Origin of the sequence: Streptomyces sp. NPDC102259, from assembly GCF_044766465.1 — a bacterium.
GTDB lineage: Bacteria > Actinomycetota > Actinomycetes > Streptomycetales > Streptomycetaceae > Streptomyces.
In genome coordinates this window covers 268,156-286,081 of sequence record NZ_JBIWMA010000013.1, presented here as the reverse complement: position 1 = coordinate 286,081, position 17,926 = coordinate 268,156, and the positions used below count along the sequence as shown (strand labels likewise).

Sequence of the window (17,926 nt, the reverse complement as noted above, 5' to 3'; positions counted from 1 at the left end):
CTCCGTGCACCACCAGTACTCCTCCAGGCTCTCGCCCTTCCAGGCGAAGACCGGAACACCCCGCGGGTCCTCGGGCGTGCCGTTGGGGCCCACCGTGATCGCCGCGGCCGCATGGTCCTGGGTGGAGAAGATGTTGCAGGACACCCAGCGGACCTCGGCGCCCAGCGCCACCAGGGTCTCGATCAGGACGGCCGTCTGCACCGTCATGTGCAGGGAGCCCATGATCCGGGCGCCCGCCAGCGGCTGCGCGTCGGCGAACTCCCTGCGGATCGACATCAGGCCGGGCATCTCGTGCTCGGCCAGGGTGATCTCCTTGCGGCCGAAAGCGGCCAGGGAGAGATCGGCGACCTTGAAGTCCTGTCGGTTGTCGACAGTCGTCATGGGGTGCTGCTCCTCGGGATCGGGGTGGAGAGAGTGGGTACGGCTGGTCTGCGCGGCGGCGGACACAGGGGTGCCCAGAGAAGGGCACGGGCATGCCCGCGTGCGCGCAGCGCAGTCCGTCGGAGGCCCTCTCTCCCTCGGACGGTCCGCACAGGGACCGCCCGACCGCCATCAGCAGCGACGTCTGGCTCCGTTCCAAGCTACACCGGAGTGGCGGGGCGGCCCCAGTCCATCTCCGGTCAGATCGCGCCGATCACAGTCGGTGAGGGGGATGAGGAGGTGGAAACGGCGGCAGGGCCCGCCTGGTGTGGGCGGGCCCTGCCGGGGTGGTGCGGGTGAGTGCTCGGTGCGGGTCAGTGCTCGGTCGGGTGCTGGGCGGGGCCGCCCGGGGTCGCCTCGGGGTCGCCGCCCTTGGCGGCCTCGGCCTCGCTGTAGATGTCGGGCTCGAGGTAGATGACGCGGGCGATGGGGACCGCGGCGCGGATGCGGGCCTCGGCGGCGTTGATGGCGGTGGCGACCTGGCCGGCGGTGTCGTCGTGCTGGACGGCGATCTTGGCGGCGACCAGGAGTTCCTCGGGGCCGAGGTGGAGGGTGCGCATGTGGATGACGCGGGTGACGGTGGCGCCGTCGACGACCGCCGCCTCGATCTTGCGGACGTCTTCGGTGGTGGCGGCCTCACCGAGCAGGAGGGACTTGGTCTCGGCGGCCAGGACCAGTGCGATGAGGACGAGGAGGATGCCGATGCAGAGCGTGCCGATGCCGTCCCAGACGCCGTCGTCGGTGAGCAGCGCCAGGCCGACGCCGCCGAGCGCGAGGACCAGGCCGACGAGGGCGCCGAGGTCCTCCAGGAGGACGACCGGGAGCTCGGGGGCCTTGGCGCGGCGGACGAACTCCTTCCAGGAGTGGTCGCCCCGCAGCGGGTTGGACTCCTTGATGGCGGTGCGGAAGGAGAAGCTCTCGGCGATGATCGCGAAGACGAGGACCCCGACGGGCCAGTACCAGTGCTCGATCTGGTGCGGGTGCTTGATCTTCTCGTAGCCCTCGTAGATGGCGAACATGCCGCCGACCGAGAAGAGGACGATGGAGACGAGGAAGGCGTAGATGTAGCGTTCACGGCCGTAGCCGAAGGGGTGTTGCGGGGTCGCCTCGCGCTGGGCCTTCTTGCCGCCGACGAGGAGCAGGGCCTGGTTGCCGGAGTCGGCGAGCGAGTGCACGCCTTCGGCGAGCATCGAAGACGAGCCGCTGAACGCGAACGCCACGAACTTCGATGCCGCGATCGCGAGGTTGGCCCCGAGTGCCGCCACGATCGCCTTGGTGCCGCCTGACGCGCTCATGTTTTCGCGTTGTCCCTTCGCCTTCGTGCGTACGCCGTGCAGGGCGCGGCCTTCTTCGGCTTTGCCCGTCCTTTGCCGGGGGGCCATTCTTGCAGCCCTGATCGGCAGCGGTGCGTCAGGTCGTCACGACAGGAGTCATACGACGACCGTGGCCCGGAAGACCGTACCCGCCCCGGTCACTTCGGCCTTGTGCCCCGCCGGGACGAAGACAGACGTGCCGGGCGTCAGCGCGTGCTCGCCCGCCCGGACGGTGCCCGCGGTGCAGAGCAGGATCTGCGGGGTGGCGAGGGTGAGGTCGTGGGCGGGGGCGCCGGGCGAGAGGACGTAGCGCGACAGGCGGAACTCGTCGATGGGGGTGTCGTAGACCTCTTCGCCGTCCGGGGCGGCTTCGGGGCGCAGGACGCCGGGGTCCGCGGGTTCGAAGCGGACGATGCGCAGGAGTTCGGGGACGTCGACGTGCTTGGGGGTGAGGCCGCAGCGCAGGACGTTGTCGGAGTTGGCCATGATCTCGACGCCGAGGCCGTCGAGGTAGGCGTGCGGAATGCCGGCGCCGAGGAACAGGGCCTCGCCGGGCTGGAGCCTGACGTGGTTCAGCAGCATCGCGGCGATGACGCCGGGATCGCCGGGGTAGTGGTGGGCGATACCGGCGTAGGGGGCGTAGTCGCCGCCGAGGCGGTCACAGGCGGCCGCTGCCTGGGCGACGGTGTGGGCCATCTCCTCGCGGTCGGCGGTGAGGATCGCGGTGAGGACTTCGCGCAGGGCGGCCTCCTCCGGCTGGGCGTGCAGGAGGTCGACGTACGGCTTGAGGGAGTCGACGCCGAGGCCGTCCAGGAGGTCTGCCGCGTGCGAGGGGGCGCGGAAGCCGCACAGGCCGTCGAACTCAGTGAGGGCGCAGATGAGTTCGGGCTTGTGGTTGGCGTCCTTGTAGTTGCGGTGCGGTGCGTCGACGGGGATGCCGCGGCGCTCCTCGTCCTCGTATCCCTCCTTGGCCTGTCGCAGGTCGGGGTGGACCTGGAGGGAGAGGGGGGCGCCGGCGGCGAGGATCTTGAGGAGGAAGGGAAGGCGGGGGCCGAACTTGGTGACCGTCGCCGCGCCGAGTTCCTGTCGCGGGTCGCTCTCGATGATCTCGACGAGGGTGCCTCGGTCGGTGCGTGAGGGTGCGCCCGGGTGGGCGCCCATCCACATCTCGGCCTGCGGTTCGCCGGTCGGCTCGGTGCCGAGCAGGTGCGGGATCGCGGTGGGGGAACCCCAGGCGTAGGGGCGGACGGTGTTGTCGAGGCGGTCCATGCGGTTCTCTCTGCCTGCCGGTCTGCCGGTCTGTCGGTCTTCTGCCGTCGGTCGCTTGTCTTCGCCGTCTGCCGTCCGCCGTCCGGTGTCCGCCGTCTGCCGTTCGGTGTTTCTCGGGTGACGGTCGGGGGCGGTCAGGAGCCTGAGGCGAGGGCCAGGTAGACGGCGGCGAAATCCGTGGTGGCGATCAGTTCGGCGAGGGTGACGAGTTCGTCGCCTGCTTCGGGCTCGAGTTCGCTGATCGGCGTGTCGTGGCTGAGGGCCAGTTCGCGGGCGGCCGAGGCGGCGGTGAGGCCGCCGATCGGACGGTCGCGCAGCAGCACCACGCGCGCGTGCAGCGCGGGGGCTTCCTCGACGCGGTCGCGGAAGAAGTCGTCCGGGTCGGCGCTGGCGGCGAGGGGGCCGGCGAGGATCGCGTTGTGCTCGGCGAGGGCCTGGGGGAGTTCGGCCACCAGGGCGGGGCGGCCGGCGAGTTCGGCGAGGGCGGCGGCGAAGCGGCGGCCCGCGGGGCCGGCCGAGGTGCCTTCGGTCCAGATCACCGGGAGGGAGTCGGCGAGTTCGCCGGCCAGGGTCTTCGCCGGGTTGCTGTAGGTCGCGACGGCGGGGCCGCAGCGTTCGGCGACCTGGTCGAGCCGGTCGGCGACCCGTTCGAGCTCCTCGGGCGGGGCGGAGAGCAGGGCGACGCGGTCGAGGAGGGCGAGCAGGGGGGTGAGGAGGGCCCAGAGGATTCCGGGGGCGGAGGCCGCGTCCGGTACTCCCTCGTCCTGTTCGTACGGTGCGATCGCGAGCGGCACGAACAGTCCGTGGGCGGCGCCGGCCGCTTCGGTGAGCGGGGAGTCGGCGGGGGCCACGGCGGCGACCGTGCAGCCGCGGCGGTAGGCCTGCTCGGCGAGGAGGGAGAGGCCGGGCTCGCTGCCGTCGGGGGTGGCGATGAGGAGAAGGTCCACGGAGCCCGCCCAGCCGGGGAGTTCCCAGCGCAGGGCGCCTGCGGCGGGGGCGACGCCGGTGGGTGCCAGACGGATGACGGGGCAGGCGGCGCCGGCGAGCGTGCCGAGGAGGTCGGCGACGCAGGTGGCCGCCGCGCCGGGGCCCGCGATGAGGATCGCGCGGGGGCGGCCGTCCGGCTGGAGGTCGTGGACGCCGGCCTCGGCCGCGTACCGGGCGGCGGTGCGGACGCGGGCGCCGGCCTCGGCCGCGCCGCGCAGGAGAGCCCGGTGATCGGCCTCGGTCAGGGCTTGCGGCGTGTCGAGCAGCGAGTCGTCGAGCATGTCGGCAGTCTCCGATCGCCTGGGGCGTCGTCGGTTTGCGGGGCCGGGGGCCGAGCTGCGGCGGGGGCGCGCCCGGGAGGGGTCGTACGTGGCGCCGTGCGCGGCCGGGCGTCGGGGCGTTCGGCCTGGGACGGCGGCGGCGCGGGGTGCGGTCGCGCGGCGCGTTGTTACGCGGGGCGGCGGGCCTCGTCGACGAGGAGGACGGGGATGCCGTCGCGGACGGGGTATGCCAGGCCGCAGTCCTGACCCGTGCAGATCAGCTCCGTGTCCTGCTCCTTGAGGGGAGAGTGACAGGCGGGGCAGGCGAGGATCTCCAGGAGGCCGGCTTCGAGCGGCATGGGGTGTCCCTTCGGGGTGTGCGGATGTGCCTGGTCAGGGTACCGCTGGTGGGGTTGGGGCGTGGGCGTTGGGCGGGACTGGGTGGGGTGGGAGGGGCGTGTGGGGGATGGGGCTGGTGGTCGGCGCGTCGGGGTGGGTGTCCGGGTGGGCGCAGGGGTGCGCGTCGGGGTGGCGTCCCGGTGGGCACAGGGGTGCGCGTCGGGGTGACGTCCCGGTGGGCACAGGGGTGCGCGTCGGGGCGGCGTCCGGGTGGGCACAGGGGTGGGCCTCGGGGTGACGTGCCGGTGAGCGCAGGGGTGGCCGTCGGGGTGACGCAGGGGCGGGCGTCCGGGTGGGCGCGGGGCTGGGCGTCCGGGTTCGCCCCCGACGCCCTTGTCCGGTCTCGCCTCCAGGGGCTTCGCCCCTTGTACCCCTGAGGCTGCGGCCCTCAGGCTCGGATGATGGTCAGTGCCTCGTCGCGGATCTTGGCCATCGTCGGTTCGTCGCGGGCTTCCGCGTTGAGGCGGAGGAGGGGCTCCGTGTTGGAGGGGCGGACGTTGAACCACCAGTCGGTGGAGGTGACGGTCAGGCCGTCGAGTTCGTCCAGGGTGACGTCCTCACGGTCGCCGTAGGCCGCCTTGATCGCGGCGATGCGGTCGGCCTGGTCGGCGACCGTGGAGTTGATCTCGCCGGAGCCGGTGTAGCGGTCGTACTCGGCGACCAGGGAGGAGAGCGGGCCGTCCTGACCGCCGAGGGCCGCGAGGACGTGGAGGGCGGCCAGCATGCCCGTGTCGGCGTTCCAGAAGTCCTTGAAGTAGTAGTGCGCCGAGTGCTCGCCGCCGAAGATCGCGCCGGAGCGGGCCATCTCCGCCTTGATGAAGGAGTGACCGACGCGGGTGCGGACGGTGGTGCCGCCGTTCTCCTTCACCACCTCCGGGACGGTCCAGGAGGTGATCAGGTTGTGGATGATCGTGCCCTTGCCGCCGTTGCGCGCGAGTTCGCGGGCGGCCACCAGGGCCGTGATCGCGGACGGCGGGACCGGCTCGCCCCGCTCGTCGACGACGAAGCAGCGGTCGGCGTCGCCGTCGAAGGCGAGGCCGAGGTCGGCGGACTCCTCGCGGACGCGCTTCTGGAGGTCCACGAGGTTCGCCGGGTCCAGAGGGTTGGCCTCGTGGTTGGGGAAGGTGCCGTCCAGTTCGAAGTACATCGGGACGAGCGTCAGGGGCAGGCCGTCGAAGACCGTGGGGACGGTGTGGCCGCCCATGCCGTTACCCGCGTCGACCACGACCTTCAGGGGGCGGATGGAGGTGAGGTCGACGAGTGCGCGGAGGTGCGCCGCGTAGTCCTTCAACGTGTCGGCCGAGGTGATGGTTCCCGGGGCCGGGGCCGGGGCCGGAGCGGGGGCGCCCGAGTCCGTCCAGCGCTCCACCAGTTCACGGATCTCGGTGAGGCCCGTGTCCTGGCCGACCGGGGCGGCGCCCGCGCGGCACAGCTTGATGCCGTTGTACTGGGCCGGATTGTGCGAGGCCGTGAACATGGCGCCGGGCAGGTCGAGCGCGCCCGAGGCGTAGTACAGCTGGTCCGTCGAGCAGAGGCCGATCTCGGTGACGTGTACGCCGAGTGCCGCCGCCCCGCGCGCGAAGGCGCGGGTCAGGGCGGGCGAGGAGGGGCGCATGTCATGGCCGACGACGATCGCCTCGGCGCCGGTCACCCGGGTGAAGGCGGCCCCGAACAGCTCGGCGAGCGACTCGTCCCACTGGTCCGGGACCACCCCGCGTACGTCGTACGCCTTCACGATCTGTGACAGATCAGCAGCCACGGCCAACCTTCCTGAAGTCTGTAGGTCACCACAAACTACCCGGGCCGGTTCACCGCCCGCGGTGCGGCCGCCGAGTGGACCCACAGACGTAACCGTGCCGCTATTCTCCGCCGTCTTCCGAGGTGGGGTCGCCGCCGGGGCAGCATCCGGTGCGGCGGCACGGGCGAGCCCCGGGCGACCACGATCCGGACTTCGCCGGGAGCAGTCCGAGGCTCCGGGGAGCACTTTGCGTAGCCGGTGCTCCTCCCGGCCCGCGAGGCCGACGGCGGCGCAGGCGATGGTGGGGTTCTGTGGCGAGAGACGATCACGCGCCTCAACTCGTGCACGGTCGCGACCTGTTCCCGTGCGTCACGCGCGCGTGGACGCCAAGTAGGGCCACGGCGCCGCCCGTCCAACTCCTCGCTGCGGGTGCGCGTCAGCACGGATGCGCGTACCACTTCGGCGGCGGGCACGCGCGCGTGCGGTACGGGAGCCCGGGTCCCGGCGTCCGCCAAGGTGGCTCCGATGCAGGCGAGTTGCGCGGAGACGTGGGTGTGGGTGTGGGTGTGGGTGTGGGTGTGGGTGTGGGTGGTGCCCATCACGCGGAAAGCGCTTGCCCATTCACCGGCTGAATGGGATGTCCGTGTGGACGAGAGGGCAGAGCGGTGGGGCGAGAGGAGAGGCTCGGCTCAGTTGTCCGGCGAGCGCAGCACCCGCAGGTGGCCGCGGCGCGCGACCTCCATCGGGTCGATCGCACGTCCGCCGCCGGTTCCGGCCACGCGTCCCTGCGGGCGGGCCGCCTCGCGGACCGCGTTGGCAAGCGCTTCCAGGTCGTCACCGCTGGGGCGCGCGGGAGCCGAACCGTCGAGGAGCCGGACGACCTCCCAGCCGCGCGGGGCGGTGAGGCGCTCGGAATGCTCGGCGCACAGGTCGTAGCAGTGGGGTTCGGCGTAGGTGGCGAGCGGGCCGAGGACCGCGGTCGAGTCGGCGTAGACGTACGTCAGCGTCGCGACGGCGGGTCGGCCGCAGGCAGTTCGCGAACAGCGACGTACAGGGCTCACGACGTTGGACGGTACCGCACTCTTGAGCGGGCCGCGACGACTCTCCATCAGGTCACTCCACCGTGTCGTGTTGTGAAACGCCCCACGCGCCTCTCCAGTCATACCCCGCTGACCTGCGCGAACACCAGGCCTTGAACAGAGGAAGGCGTCGACTCGTGGTCACCACTCGACACAAACGGCATCAATTGCGATGAGTTCACCGGTCTCGGAGAGGTGCGGAATCGAGCCCAACCTTGGCTGAAATGATCATCCCGCGACATACGGGGTACGGCGGCCGGTCGCGGTCGGGTTGCCGTGTGGGGCCGGGCGCCGGGTCTCGGCGGGGACTACGCTTCAGTAGTGATGGACAGCCCCGTACCGCCCCCCGCCGCAGGCCCCGGACCCCGTCGTCGCGACCGCCACGGCCGGGGCATGCGAGGCCCGATCGCGCCGCCCCAGGTCCCGTTGGCCGCCAGCCGCTCCGATGTGTTCGCGGATCTGGTGCAGGACTCCGTGGAACGGCTGGAGCGGCGGTGGCCGCAGCTCGCCGACATCGACTTCATGGTGCTGGAGGTGCCGCGGCTGGACGCGGCCCCGGAGCCGTGGAACGACGAGGCGGTCCCGCTGGGCGGGACGATTCCCGCGCGCGAGGGAGGACGGGCGCGGGTCGTCGTCTACCGGCGGCCGGTCGAGATCCGCACCAAGGGGCGCGACGAGCGGGCCGCGTTGGTGCACGAGGTGGTCGTGGAGCAGGTCGCGGAGCTGTTGGGGCTGACCCCGGAGACGGTGGATCCGCGCTACGGCGAGGACTGAGCCGGTCTTCCCCTCTCCCCGTCCCCCGGTCTCCCTCGCCTCGTCCCCCATGCCCCTCTTCCGGGGTACCTCGACAGCCCTTTCGGGTTACTTCTGCAACACCGCGACGTCCTCGTCGGCCGCTGGGACGGCCACCGTGCCCCGGTCGTCCGGCAGGGTCTGGATCGTGAAGCCCGGGACGCCCTCCTGCGTGGCCGACAGGGTGCGGGAGGCGTAGACCGGGGTGTCCGTGAGGGGTTCCACGGTCAGTGCGTAGGTTCCCTTCAGGCCCGTGGGGACGGGGAGTTCGACGTCCTGGGTGGTGCCGGCCTTGACCGTGTACGTCTTGGACACGGCCGTGCCGCCGCCGCTGCCGGCCGACGCGGTGACCTTGACCTTGGCGGTGCCCTTGGGGGCGGTCAGGGAGAGGGTGGAGCCCTTGGCGCTGTTGTCGGCGGCGGACGCGCGCGTGCCGACCGGGGCGGTGGCGGTGATGAACGCCGACTCCTGGTCGGTGCCCTTGCCGCGCAGGACCCGTACGGCCGCGACGACGGGCACCGACTGGCCCGTCGGGGTCAGGACCAGCGAGCCGGCCTCCCCGCGTGTGACGTCGCCCAGGTCGACCGAGGCCGTCATGCCCGCCTTGACGTGCAGCGTCTCGTGTCCGGCGGGGGTGATCAGGCCCGAGGCGGAGGCGAGTTGGACTTTCAGGTCCGCGTCCGCGTCACCCGGGGCGTAGGCGATGAGCCGGACGGCCGTGGCGTCCTTGGGGATGCCCGGGACGACCTGGGTGCCCGCCGGGTCGGCGGAGGCGGCCAGCCAGTCCCCGCCGAGCTTCTCGTCCAGGGCCTGGACGGCGGCCCCCACACGGCCGCTGCGGACGTTGACGTGGACGGTGAGGTCCTCCTGCTTCTCGCCGGTGAGCGTGGACAGCAGGATCGGCTCGCTGGAGTGCGCCGGGATCGTGATGCCCTCCCCCACCGTGGTCGAGAGGGCGCCGTCCTTGCCGTAGAGCTCGATGTCGGCGACGGCGGCGGAGTCGTCGGGGTTGGTGAGGTGGACGTAGTCCGTGCGGTCGGCGGCGGTGCTGACGCCCGGGAACCAGAACTCCGTGTCCGGCGCGGTGCAGGTGACGCCCTGGAGGCCGCGGCCGCTGCCGGCGGCTACCTCGGTGGTCTCCTGGACGGTCCAGCCGGGTGCGAACTTCCCCTCGGCGGTGCCCAGCAGCGCGGGCGCCTCGCCGCCGGAGGTGTCGCCGACGGCCGGGGTGCCGGGCGCCTTGGGCGTGACGACGGGCTTCGTCGCCTTCTTCTTGTCGCTCGTCTTGCCACTCGTCTTGTCGCTCGTCTTGTCGCTCGGCGTTGCCGCCGACTCCGTGGTGGCTGCCACGAGTTCGGCCGTGCCGTCGCCGTCCGTGCCCTTGGTGACGGGCGTGAAGGACGTGTACGAGGTGTCGGCGAGGTCGGAGGTGCTGGGCGAGGGGCAGAGCAGACTCGTGCGCTCCACGGGCAGTTCGGCGGCCGCCTTGGCGGTGTCCGGGCCGGCCGCGTCCGGCTGGTTGAGCGTGGCGAACCCGGTGACCGCGGCGAGCGCGGCCGTGCCGGCGATCAGGGACATGGTGGTGCGGTTCACTGCTGGCTCCCGTCGGGGCGCTCGCTGTCGGGGCCGTGCGGGGGCCGGTCCGGGTCGTAGGCGGGGTCGTAGGCGGGGTCGTAGCCGCCCTGATCGTAGGCCGACGGGTCGTAGCCCTGCTGCTGGTACGTCTGGTCGTACGGCGCCTGCTGGGCCTGGCCGTCGTAGGTGTACGGGTCGTACTGGCCGGCCTGGTAGGGGTCGTAGGCCTGCTGGTCGTAGCCGCCCGACGGATACTGCTGGGCGCCCTGGTACTGCTCGCCCCCGTAACCGCCGTACTCGGCGCCCGCGTAGCTTGCCCGGTCCCCGCCCCAGGCCCCGCCCTGCCCGTCCTGCCCGCCCGGGGGGTCTCCCATGTCGTAAGACTGCTGCTGGGGGACCGCGACCGGGGTCTCCTCCTGCGGAGGAGACGGGAACTCCTCGTTCTGGCCGGGCTCTTCGGCCTCGGACTCGGCCTCGGCCTGGGCGCGCAGGCGGCGGGCGCGGCGGCCCTCGCCGTCGGCCGCCTGGGCCGGGATCGGCTCCTCCTCGGGAAGGTCGTCGTCGACGTCGCGGCGGCGGCCGGGAAGGGCGAGGACGACGAGGACGAGTGCGAGGAAGCCCTGCGCCCACAGCCAGGCGGTGTGGGTGAAGGGGTCGTCGTAGGTGACGTCCAGTTCGCCGCCCGAGGCGGGTAGTTCGAAGCCCTGGGCCCAGCCGTCGACGGTGGTGGGGGTGAGGGGCTTGCCGTCGAGGGTGGCCGTCCAGCCTTCGGCGGCGGTGTCGGCCAGGCGCAGGACGCGGCTGCCGGAGCCGTCGGGGAGGGTGGTGTGGATGTCCACGGGGCCCGCGGCGACCGGGGTCGCGGTGCCCTTGCCGGAGTCGGCGACGACGGCCGCGCGGGAGACCTCCTGGTCGACCCGCCACAGGGCGCTGCCGTCCTGCTGGCTGAGCCGCTTCAGGCCGGGTGTGGCGTCCAGGACGCGGGTGACGTCGCGGGGCGCGCCCTTGTGGACGAGGACGTAGCCCACGGCGAACTTGCCGAGCTGGTCGGCCTGGTCGGCGCCGGAGCCGGCGACGAGATTGGCGACGACCTTGTCGAGCTGCTTGTTCTCGCCGTCGGCCGCGGCGAGTTCGGCGTCGCCGAGGCGGGCGCCGGAGCCGCGGACCAGCATGTAGGCGACGTGCGCGGCGGAGTCGCTGTCGAGGACGAGGGTGCGGGCCTGGTCGCGGTTGCCGGCCTCCTCGGCGACGAACGCGGGCACCTGTACGGGGTCGCGGCGCTCCAGGGGGCCGTCGGCGCCGCCGATCATCCAGCCGGCGGCGACGAGCAGCGGGCCGGCGGCCGAGGCGAAGGCGATGAGGGCGGCCACCGGCTGGCGCCAGCCGAAGCTCTGCTCGGCGACACGCGTGCGTGCCCCGTCGGCGCCGATGACGGCGGCGGCGAGGAGGGCGATGCCGTAGACGAGGGTGGCGGGTCCGGCCCAGGTGGAGCGGTTGGACAGGACCGCGAAGACGAGGCCCACGAGGGCGGCCGCCCAGGCCGCCCAGACGCCGAAGTGGCGCTCGGAGCGCAGCAGCGCGGCCAGCGCGGCCAGCACGATGCCGATGAGCATCAGGCCGTCGACGGTGCCGGGGCCGCCGGGGCTGGCGCCGAGGAGGTCGAGCGTGGTGGCGGTCGACGGGCCGTGGTCGAGGCCGGCCTGGGTGAAGAAGCCGAACGGCAGCAGGGACAGCGACCAGGGCGCGAGGATCAGCAGGGGCGTGCCCAGCTGGATCAGGAAGCGCAGGCCGTAGGCGGTGATCTCGCGGCGGCGCACGGCCAGCACCGCGAGGCCGAGGACGAGCGCGATGGGCCAGACGATCGGCGTGAACGCCGTGGCGATCGTCAGCAGCAGTGCGTAGGCCCAGGTGGCGCGCCAGCTGCCGCGAGCGCCGGACGCGTGCGTGAGGCCGCTCGCGGCGACGCCCGCGCGGGCGATGAGCGGCAGCAGGACGGCCAGCACGGCGGTGCCGACCCGGCCGCCGGCGAGAGCGCCGGTGGCGGCGGGCAGGAAGGCGTAGACGACGGCCGCCCAGGCGCGCAGGAGGCGGGACTCGACGAGCGGGCGGGAGGCGAAGTAGGCGGTGAGGCCGGCCAGCGGCACCGAGCAGACGAGCAGCACGGTGAGGGCGAGCCCGGTCGAGCCGAACAGCAGGGTGGCCAGCATCGCGATGACCGCGAGGTAGGGCGGGGCGGACGGGGTGCCGCCCGCGCCGATCGGATGCCAGGCGTCGAGGTAGCGCGACCACAGCTCGGAGGCGTCGGCCGGGGCGGGCAGCAGGGCGCCGCCCGCGAGCGCGCCGCCGCCGAGGAGGTTGCGGCAGGCGACCAGGGAGACGAGCAGCAGGACCAGGAAGAGCACCGGGCCGGGCTTGCGCGCGATGCGCTTGAGGCGGGCGAACTGCTCGATCTCCAGGAAGTCGGCGTCGTCGCCGCCGGGTCCGGACTCGACGGCGCCGCCGTGCCGGCCCGCGCCGGAGGTGGCCTCGGGGTCGGAGGAGCCGAAGAAGTCGCCGGCGACCTGTTCGACGGTGGCCCGCACGGTCGCGCCGGGTGGCGGGAACAGGGGGCGCAGTTCATCCTTGTCGACCGTCGGCTTTCCGCGCCTGCGCCGCCCGGCGATGATCCGCTCGGGTCGCAGCAGGGTGCCCAGCAGGCCGCGGATCTCGTCGACGGCCTGTCCGGGGACCTTGCCGACGAGGTAGGCGACGGTCCGCAGCAGCGTGCCGAGGACCAGGCGCACCAGGATCCAGGGCAGCAGGGCGGTGCGGCTGTTGACGAGGAGGGTGTAGACGGCGCCGGCCTTGTCGACCTTGTGCGGGGAGGCGCTGGTGCGGCCCGCGCAGTCGACGGTGCGGCGCTCGCGGGAGGCGGCCTCGGCATGCCGTACGACGGCCTCGGGGGCGATGAGGACGCGGTGGCCGGCGGCCTGCGCGCGCCAGCACAGGTCGACGTCGTCGCGCATCAGGGGCAGGCGGCGGTCGAAGCCGCCGAGCTGTTCGAAGACGTCGCGGCGGATCAGCATGCCCGCGGTGGACACGGACAGCACGGAGCGGACGTGGTCGTGCTGGCCCTGGTCCTGTTCGCGGCGGTCCAGGCCGGTCCAGCGGCGGCCGGAGTGGGCGATGGTGACGCCGACCTCGAGGAGCTGGCGGCGGTCGTACCAGCCGCGGAGCTTGGGGCCGACGACGGCCACGTCGTCCCGGCCCAGTTCGAGTTCGTTGTCGACCACGCGCAGCAGTTCGGCCAGTGCGTCCGGTTCCGGGGCGCTGTCGTCGTGCAGCAGCCACAGCCACTGGACGGGCTCTCCGTGCGGGAGCTCCGGCAGGTCGTAGGCGTCGTCGCGCCACGTGCGCGTGACGGGGTCCCAGCCGCTGGGGCGCTTCAGGTACGGCAGTTCCTCGGGGGTGAGGACCGGGGCCGTACGGTTGGCCTCCTCCACGGCCTGGCCGAACCCGGTGCGCCGGGCGAGGTGCAGGACGCGGTCGTCGCCGAGGGCCTCGGTGACCAGGCGGGCGGAGTCGTCCGAGCTGCCGGTGTCGGCGGCCATCACGGACTGGACGGGGCGCTCCTGGCCGAGCAGCCCGGCGAGCGCGTCGGGCAGCCAGCGGGCGCCGTCGTGGGCGACGATCACCGCGGTCACTACATGACGCGGGAACTCAGGTGTGGCAGCGCGGTCTTGCTGGGCTGCCGTGTGGCTGTGCACGGACATCGAGGTACGGGCCCCGGTTCGGTGGACTGCGGTGGACGCCTGCGCCGTGTGGGTCGGCTGGGTGTCTCGGACGAGCGCCCACACTATCGGCTGAACCAGAAGGGGCGGCGCGCAGCGGCTCGATGAGGGCGGCGGGCGGGCGACGGGCGGGCGGCGGGCGGGCGACGGCCCGCCGCCTGTGGGCAACCCACGTGCGACGGGCCGTTCGGACCCCTGCCTGCGCGTACCGCGACGCCGCGACGCCCTGGTGCTGTCGAAGCGGGCGGTACTCAGACCGCCGCCTTCTTCAGCCGGCGGCGCTCCCGCTCGGAGAGGCCGCCCCAGATGCCGAATCTCTCGTCGTTGGCGAGCGCGTACTCGAGGCATTCGGAGCGGACCTCGCAGGCGAGGCAGACCTTCTTCGCCTCGCGGGTGGAGCCGCCCTTCTCGGGGAAGAAGGACTCGGGATCGGTCTGGGCGCACAGCGCGCGCTCCTGCCAGCCGAGTTCCTCGTCCGCGTCGTCGACGTCGACCAGCAGTTGCTGCACCAGCTCGGTCATGTGCGCCCCTCGCTCTGTCTTTCGCGTCCCCGTGACCTGGCCGTTACCGATTTCGGCTGAACGACACGAGTGAAATTACAAGTGTGCTGCTCCGGGCGAGTCAAGCCGAGATCTGCTATTGGGTCCCTTATTCACTCTGCGGAACCAAGGCCATGCGGTAAGTGTTCAAATCGCCATAAACCTTGACAAGCAGATGAAGCCCCGGAGGGCCACCGGCCCCGCTCAGCGCTTCCACGGAGAAGGACGCCCAAAGGTGCGATCCCGTTGCGGCACGCACGCGGAAGCGAACATGATCACAGTCGGATCACGGGATCGCCACGAGGCTTGCGCGCCCGGCATGTGCGCCATGTGTCCCGAAGAACGCCTGCACAAACCTTTCACCTCCGAGATGGACCGGATGAGGTGAACCCTGTCCCACATACCGGGCGTCGAGTTGACAGTGAAGGTGTGAACCGCTGTCCTTATGGGCATGCTCGCGAACTTGGCACTCACCTCGACCGGCTCCGCCGGGTCCCACGGTGCTGCCCGCGCTCGCTGTAGCTGTTGTCGTCGTTCCAGCTGTTGAGCCCAACGCGCTCCGGCTGCTCCTCCTGAGTCCACCGCGACTCGGCTGCTGTCTCCATCGGCCCACACCAGGGCGCTCCTGCTCCACCCGTGATCCGGGCGGACGGTACGCGACACCCCGCAGGCCCCCCACTCTTCCGCCTCTCCGCCGAGGACCACCGCACCCCATGAACAGCGACAGCGACCTCCAGATCGCGGGCGACATCCTCGAAGTCCCGCACCTCCTCCAGGCTCCGCGCGAGCACCCGGCCACCGTCGCCGAGTTCGTCGGCCTGGCCCGCTCGATCGCCGCGGACCGCGCCCAGTGGGAACACCTGGTCCGGTACGACGCGACGACCCGTTGGTACCACCGGCTGCGCACCGGTCCCGGCTACGAGGTGTGGCTGCTGTCCTGGGTGCCCGGCCAGGGCAGCGGTCTGCACGACCACGGCGGGTCCTCCGGTGTGCTCACCGTCCTGGACGGCGAGCTGACCGAGCGCACGGAGCGCGGCAAGCGGGTGCTGGGGGCGGGGGTGCAGAGGGTGTTCGCGCCGGGGTACGCGCACGAGGTCGTCAACGACGCGCTGGAGCCCGCGGTGAGCCTGCACGTCTACTTCCCGGGACTGACGGACATGCCCATGCACACCGAGTCCCGGCTCCGCTCGGCCGGCCGGACCCCCATCGCCTGCGCCGCGCTCGACACCTACGACGCGTACGAAGAGGTGGACACCGTCCGCTCGTGAGCGGACGCCGTTCGCCGCCCGACCGCCGCAGACCGCCGCCGGCTCGTACGGGTGGACCGGACATCCACAGGCGGGTGGTTGTCCACAACCGGCCGACGGGCTGCCGTGGCCGCCTGCGAGACTTGCCCTCATGCGCATTGTGGTTCTGGCAGGCGGCATCGGCGGTGCCCGGTTCCTGCGCGGTCTGAAGCAGGCCGTGCCGGACGCGGACATCACGGTCATCGGCAACACCGGCGACGACATCCACCTCTTCGGGCTGAAGGTCTGCCCCGACCTCGACACGGTGATGTACACGCTCGGCGGCGGCATCAACGAGGAGCAGGGCTGGGGGCGGGCCGACGAGACCTTCCATCTGAAGGAGGAGCTCGCGGCGTACGGCGCCGGGCCCGGGTGGTTCGGGCTGGGCGACCGGGACTTCGCCACACACATCGTGCGGACGCAGATGATCGGCGCCGGGTACCCGCTCAGCGCGGTGACCGAGGCGCTGTGCGACCGGTGGCAGCCGGGCGTCCGGCTCATCCCGATGACCGACGACCGGGTGGAGACCCATGTCGCGGTCGAGGTGGACGGCGAGCGCAAGGCCGTGCACTTCCAGGAGTACTGGGTGCGGCTGCGGGCGTCGGTGCCCGCGGATGCGGTCGTGCCCGTGGGCGCCGAGCAGGCGAAGCCCGCGCCGGGGGTGCTGGAGGCCATCGCGGCGGCGGACGTGATCCTCTTCCCGCCGTCCAACCCGATCGTCTCGGTCGGCACGATCCTCGCCGTACCGGGCATCCGCGAGGCGATCGCCGAGGCCGGGGTGCCGGTGGTGGGCCTGTCCCCCATCGTCGGGGACGCGCCCGTGCGCGGCATGGCCGACAAGGTGCTCGCGGCGGTCGGCGTGGAGTCGACGGCCGCGGCGGTGGCCGAGCACTACGGCTCGGGTCTCCTCGACGGCTGGCTCGTCGACACCGTGGACGCCGGCACCGTGGAGCGGGTGGAGGAGGCCGGGATCCGCTGCCGGGCCGTCCCGCTGATGATGAGCGACCTCGACGCGACCGCGCGGATGGCCCGGGAGGCGCTGGCACTGGCCGAGGAGGTGCGCGGGGCATGAGCGGGTCCTTCACATCCGGTTACCGGGTCTGGGCCGTGAACGGACTGCCCGAGGTGCGGGCCGGGGACGACCTCGCGAAGCTGATCGCGACCGCCGAGCCCGGCCTGGCCGACGGTGACGTCCTGCTCGTCACCTCGAAGATCGTGTCCAAGGCGGAGGGGCGGGTCGTCCGGGCGGACGACCGGGAGGCCGCGATCGACGCCGAGACCGTACGGGTCGTGGCCCGCCGCGGCGCGCTGCGGATCGTCGAGAACCGGCAGGGGCTGATCATGGCCGCCGCCGGCGTGGACGCCTCCAACACCCCGGCGGGAACCGTGCTGTTGCTGCCCGAGGACCCGGACGCGTCGGCGCGGGCGATCCGGGCCGGACTGCGGGACGCGCTCGGCGTGGACGTCGGGGTCGTCGTCACCGACACCTTCGGACGGCCCTGGCGCGCCGGGCTCACCGACATGGCGATCGGGGCCGCCGGGGTACGGGTGCTGGACGACCTGCGCGGGGGCACCGACGCGCACGGCAATCCGCTGAGCGCGACGGTCGTCGCCACGGCGGACGAGCTGGCCGGCGCCGGTGACCTCGTGAAGGGGAAGGCCGCCGGGCTGCCCGTGGCCGTGGTCCGGGGGCTGGAGCACGTCGTCGTGGCCGAGAACGCCGAGCACGCCGGGCACGCCGAGGCCGACGGGAGCGGGCTCGCCGGGGCGCGCGTCATGGTGCGCGGTGCGCGCGACGACATGTTCCGGCTCGGGACCTCCGAGGCGGTACGGCTGGCGGTCACCCAACGGCGGACCGTGCGGGCCTTCACCGACGAGCCGGTCGATCCCGGGGCGGTACGGCGGGCGGTGGCGGCGGCCGTCACGGCGCCGGCGCCGCATCACACGACGCCCTGGCGGTTCGTGCTGCTGGAGTCGGCGGGGTCGAGGGCACGGCTGCTCGACGCCATGCGGGACGCGTGGATCGCGGATCTGCGGCGGGACGGAAAGTCCGAGGAGTCCATCGCCAAGCGGGTGCGGCGGGGCGACGTCCTGCGCAACGCGCCCTATCTGGTGGTGCCGTGTCTGGTGATGGACGGATCGCACACCTACGGCGACGCGCGGCGGGACGCGGCCGAGCGGGAGATGTTCGTGGTCGCGACCGGCGCCGGCGTACAGAACTTCCTGGTCGCGCTGGCCGGGGAGCGGCTGGGGTCCGCGTGGGTCTCGTCGACGATGTTCTGCCGGGACGTGGTGCGGGAGGTGCTGGAGCTGCCGGAGGGCTGGGACCCGATGGGAGCGGTGGCGGTCGGACACGCGGCGGAGGAGCCCCGGGCCCGTGGCGAGCGGGAGGTGGCGGACTTCGTCGAGGTGCGGTGAGGCGCGCTGTGGGGTGTTGGGGTGGTGCGTGCGGTGACGGCCGCCGCACGGTGATGTGCGTCGCACGGTGACCCCCGCCGC

General features: G+C 72.9%; 14 protein-coding genes. 4 read left to right on the top strand and 10 right to left on the bottom strand.

Annotation, left to right across the window (positions count from 1 at the left end; all coding sequences use genetic code 11):
• From ACIRPU_RS28170 to ACIRPU_RS28140, 7 genes are all read right to left on the bottom strand, one after another.
• A partial coding sequence (locus tag ACIRPU_RS28170) for an adenosylhomocysteinase (RefSeq protein WP_403872120.1) occupies nt 1-381 on the bottom strand: 381 nt, incomplete at its 3' end.
• A gap of 353 nt (nt 382-734) precedes the next feature.
• Nucleotides 735-1,715: a cation diffusion facilitator family transporter gene (locus tag ACIRPU_RS28165; RefSeq protein WP_403872118.1), complete on the bottom strand. Its 981-nt coding sequence runs from the start codon at nt 1,713-1,715 to the stop codon at nt 735-737.
• A gap of 135 nt (nt 1,716-1,850) precedes the next feature.
• Complete coding sequence (gene manA / locus ACIRPU_RS28160; RefSeq protein ID WP_403872116.1) at nt 1,851-3,002, bottom strand: mannose-6-phosphate isomerase, class I; 1,152 nt, start codon at nt 3,000-3,002, stop codon at nt 1,851-1,853.
• A 134-nt stretch (nt 3,003-3,136) separates the two neighbouring features.
• A complete protein-coding gene (locus ACIRPU_RS28155) occupies nt 3,137-4,270 on the bottom strand; it encodes an SIS domain-containing protein (protein ID WP_403872114.1) in 1,134 nt (377 codons plus the stop codon).
• Nucleotides 4,271-4,437: 167 nt separating this feature from the next.
• A complete protein-coding gene (locus ACIRPU_RS28150; RefSeq protein WP_079057723.1) occupies nt 4,438-4,608 on the bottom strand; it encodes a Trm112 family protein in 171 nt (56 codons plus the stop codon).
• Between the two features lie 428 nt (nt 4,609-5,036).
• On the bottom strand, nt 5,037-6,407 hold the full coding sequence (locus tag ACIRPU_RS28145; protein ID WP_403872111.1) for a phosphomannomutase/phosphoglucomutase: 1,371 nt from the start codon (nt 6,405-6,407) through the stop codon (nt 5,037-5,039).
• Nucleotides 6,408-7,075: 668 nt separating this feature from the next.
• Nucleotides 7,076-7,495 (bottom strand): DUF3499 domain-containing protein, encoded by a 420-nt coding sequence (locus ACIRPU_RS28140; RefSeq protein WP_403872109.1) that lies wholly within the window; start codon nt 7,493-7,495, stop codon nt 7,076-7,078.
• A gap of 363 nt (nt 7,496-7,858) precedes the next feature.
• Between ACIRPU_RS28140 and ACIRPU_RS28135 the strand changes: the two genes are divergently transcribed.
• Nucleotides 7,859-8,239, top strand: coding sequence for a metallopeptidase family protein (locus ACIRPU_RS28135; RefSeq protein WP_355704544.1), 381 nt, complete (start codon nt 7,859-7,861; stop codon nt 8,237-8,239).
• Between the two features lie 87 nt (nt 8,240-8,326).
• Here ACIRPU_RS28135 and ACIRPU_RS28130 read toward each other — a convergent pair whose 3' ends face one another.
• The 3 genes from ACIRPU_RS28130 to ACIRPU_RS28120 all read right to left on the bottom strand — a co-directional run bounded on the left by ACIRPU_RS28130 (nt 8,327) and on the right by ACIRPU_RS28120 (nt 14,123).
• Nucleotides 8,327-9,850 (bottom strand): DUF5719 family protein, encoded by a 1,524-nt coding sequence (locus tag ACIRPU_RS28130; RefSeq protein ID WP_403872107.1) that lies wholly within the window; start codon nt 9,848-9,850, stop codon nt 8,327-8,329.
• A complete protein-coding gene (locus ACIRPU_RS28125) occupies nt 9,847-13,584 on the bottom strand; it encodes a glycosyltransferase (protein WP_403872105.1) in 3,738 nt (1,245 codons plus the stop codon). Before ACIRPU_RS28125 ends, ACIRPU_RS28130 begins: the two co-directional genes overlap by 4 nt.
• 269 nt (nt 13,585-13,853) lie before the next feature.
• Nucleotides 13,854-14,123 (bottom strand): WhiB family transcriptional regulator, encoded by a 270-nt coding sequence (locus ACIRPU_RS28120; RefSeq protein WP_020128551.1) that lies wholly within the window; start codon nt 14,121-14,123, stop codon nt 13,854-13,856.
• Nucleotides 14,124-14,854: 731 nt separating this feature from the next.
• Here ACIRPU_RS28120 and ACIRPU_RS28115 point away from each other — a divergent pair.
• The 3 genes from ACIRPU_RS28115 (at nt 14,855) to ACIRPU_RS28105 (ending at nt 17,845) form a co-directional block, all read left to right on the top strand.
• Nucleotides 14,855-15,409 (top strand): cysteine dioxygenase, encoded by a 555-nt coding sequence (locus ACIRPU_RS28115; RefSeq protein WP_403872103.1) that lies wholly within the window; start codon nt 14,855-14,857, stop codon nt 15,407-15,409.
• A 130-nt stretch (nt 15,410-15,539) separates the two neighbouring features.
• Nucleotides 15,540-16,499, top strand: coding sequence for a 2-phospho-L-lactate transferase (gene cofD, locus ACIRPU_RS28110; RefSeq protein ID WP_403872101.1), 960 nt, complete (start codon nt 15,540-15,542; stop codon nt 16,497-16,499).
• Nucleotides 16,496-17,845 (top strand): coenzyme F420-0:L-glutamate ligase, encoded by a 1,350-nt coding sequence (locus ACIRPU_RS28105; protein WP_403872099.1) that lies wholly within the window; start codon nt 16,496-16,498, stop codon nt 17,843-17,845. The genes cofD and ACIRPU_RS28105 overlap by 4 nt, the downstream gene beginning before the upstream one ends.
• The last annotated feature ends 81 nt before the right edge of the window (nt 17,846-17,926 follow it).

What these genes read in the sequence shown, in the direction of transcription:
- ACIRPU_RS28165 (WP_403872118.1), bottom strand. Translation starts at nt 1,715, where the DNA reads ATGAGCGCGTCAGGCGGCACCAAGGCGATCGTGGCGGCACTCGGGGCC.
- manA (WP_403872116.1), bottom strand. Translation starts at nt 3,002, where the DNA reads ATGGACCGCCTCGACAACACCGTCCGCCCCTACGCCTGGGGTTCCCCC.
- ACIRPU_RS28155 (WP_403872114.1), bottom strand. Translation starts at nt 4,270, where the DNA reads ATGCTCGACGACTCGCTGCTCGACACGCCGCAAGCCCTGACCGAGGCC.
- ACIRPU_RS28150 (WP_079057723.1), bottom strand. Translation starts at nt 4,608, where the DNA reads ATGCCGCTCGAAGCCGGCCTCCTGGAGATCCTCGCCTGCCCCGCCTGT.
- ACIRPU_RS28140 (WP_403872109.1), bottom strand. Translation starts at nt 7,495, where the DNA reads ATGGAGAGTCGTCGCGGCCCGCTCAAGAGTGCGGTACCGTCCAACGTC.
- ACIRPU_RS28135 (WP_355704544.1), top strand. Translation starts at nt 7,859, where the DNA reads ATGCGAGGCCCGATCGCGCCGCCCCAGGTCCCGTTGGCCGCCAGCCGC.
- ACIRPU_RS28125 (WP_403872105.1), bottom strand. Translation starts at nt 13,584, where the DNA reads ATGTCCGTGCACAGCCACACGGCAGCCCAGCAAGACCGCGCTGCCACA.
- ACIRPU_RS28120 (WP_020128551.1), bottom strand. Translation starts at nt 14,123, where the DNA reads ATGACCGAGCTGGTGCAGCAACTGCTGGTCGACGTCGACGACGCGGAC.
- ACIRPU_RS28115 (WP_403872103.1), top strand. Translation starts at nt 14,855, where the DNA reads ATGAACAGCGACAGCGACCTCCAGATCGCGGGCGACATCCTCGAAGTC.
- cofD (WP_403872101.1), top strand. Translation starts at nt 15,540, where the DNA reads ATGCGCATTGTGGTTCTGGCAGGCGGCATCGGCGGTGCCCGGTTCCTG.
- ACIRPU_RS28105 (WP_403872099.1), top strand. Translation starts at nt 16,496, where the DNA reads ATGAGCGGGTCCTTCACATCCGGTTACCGGGTCTGGGCCGTGAACGGA.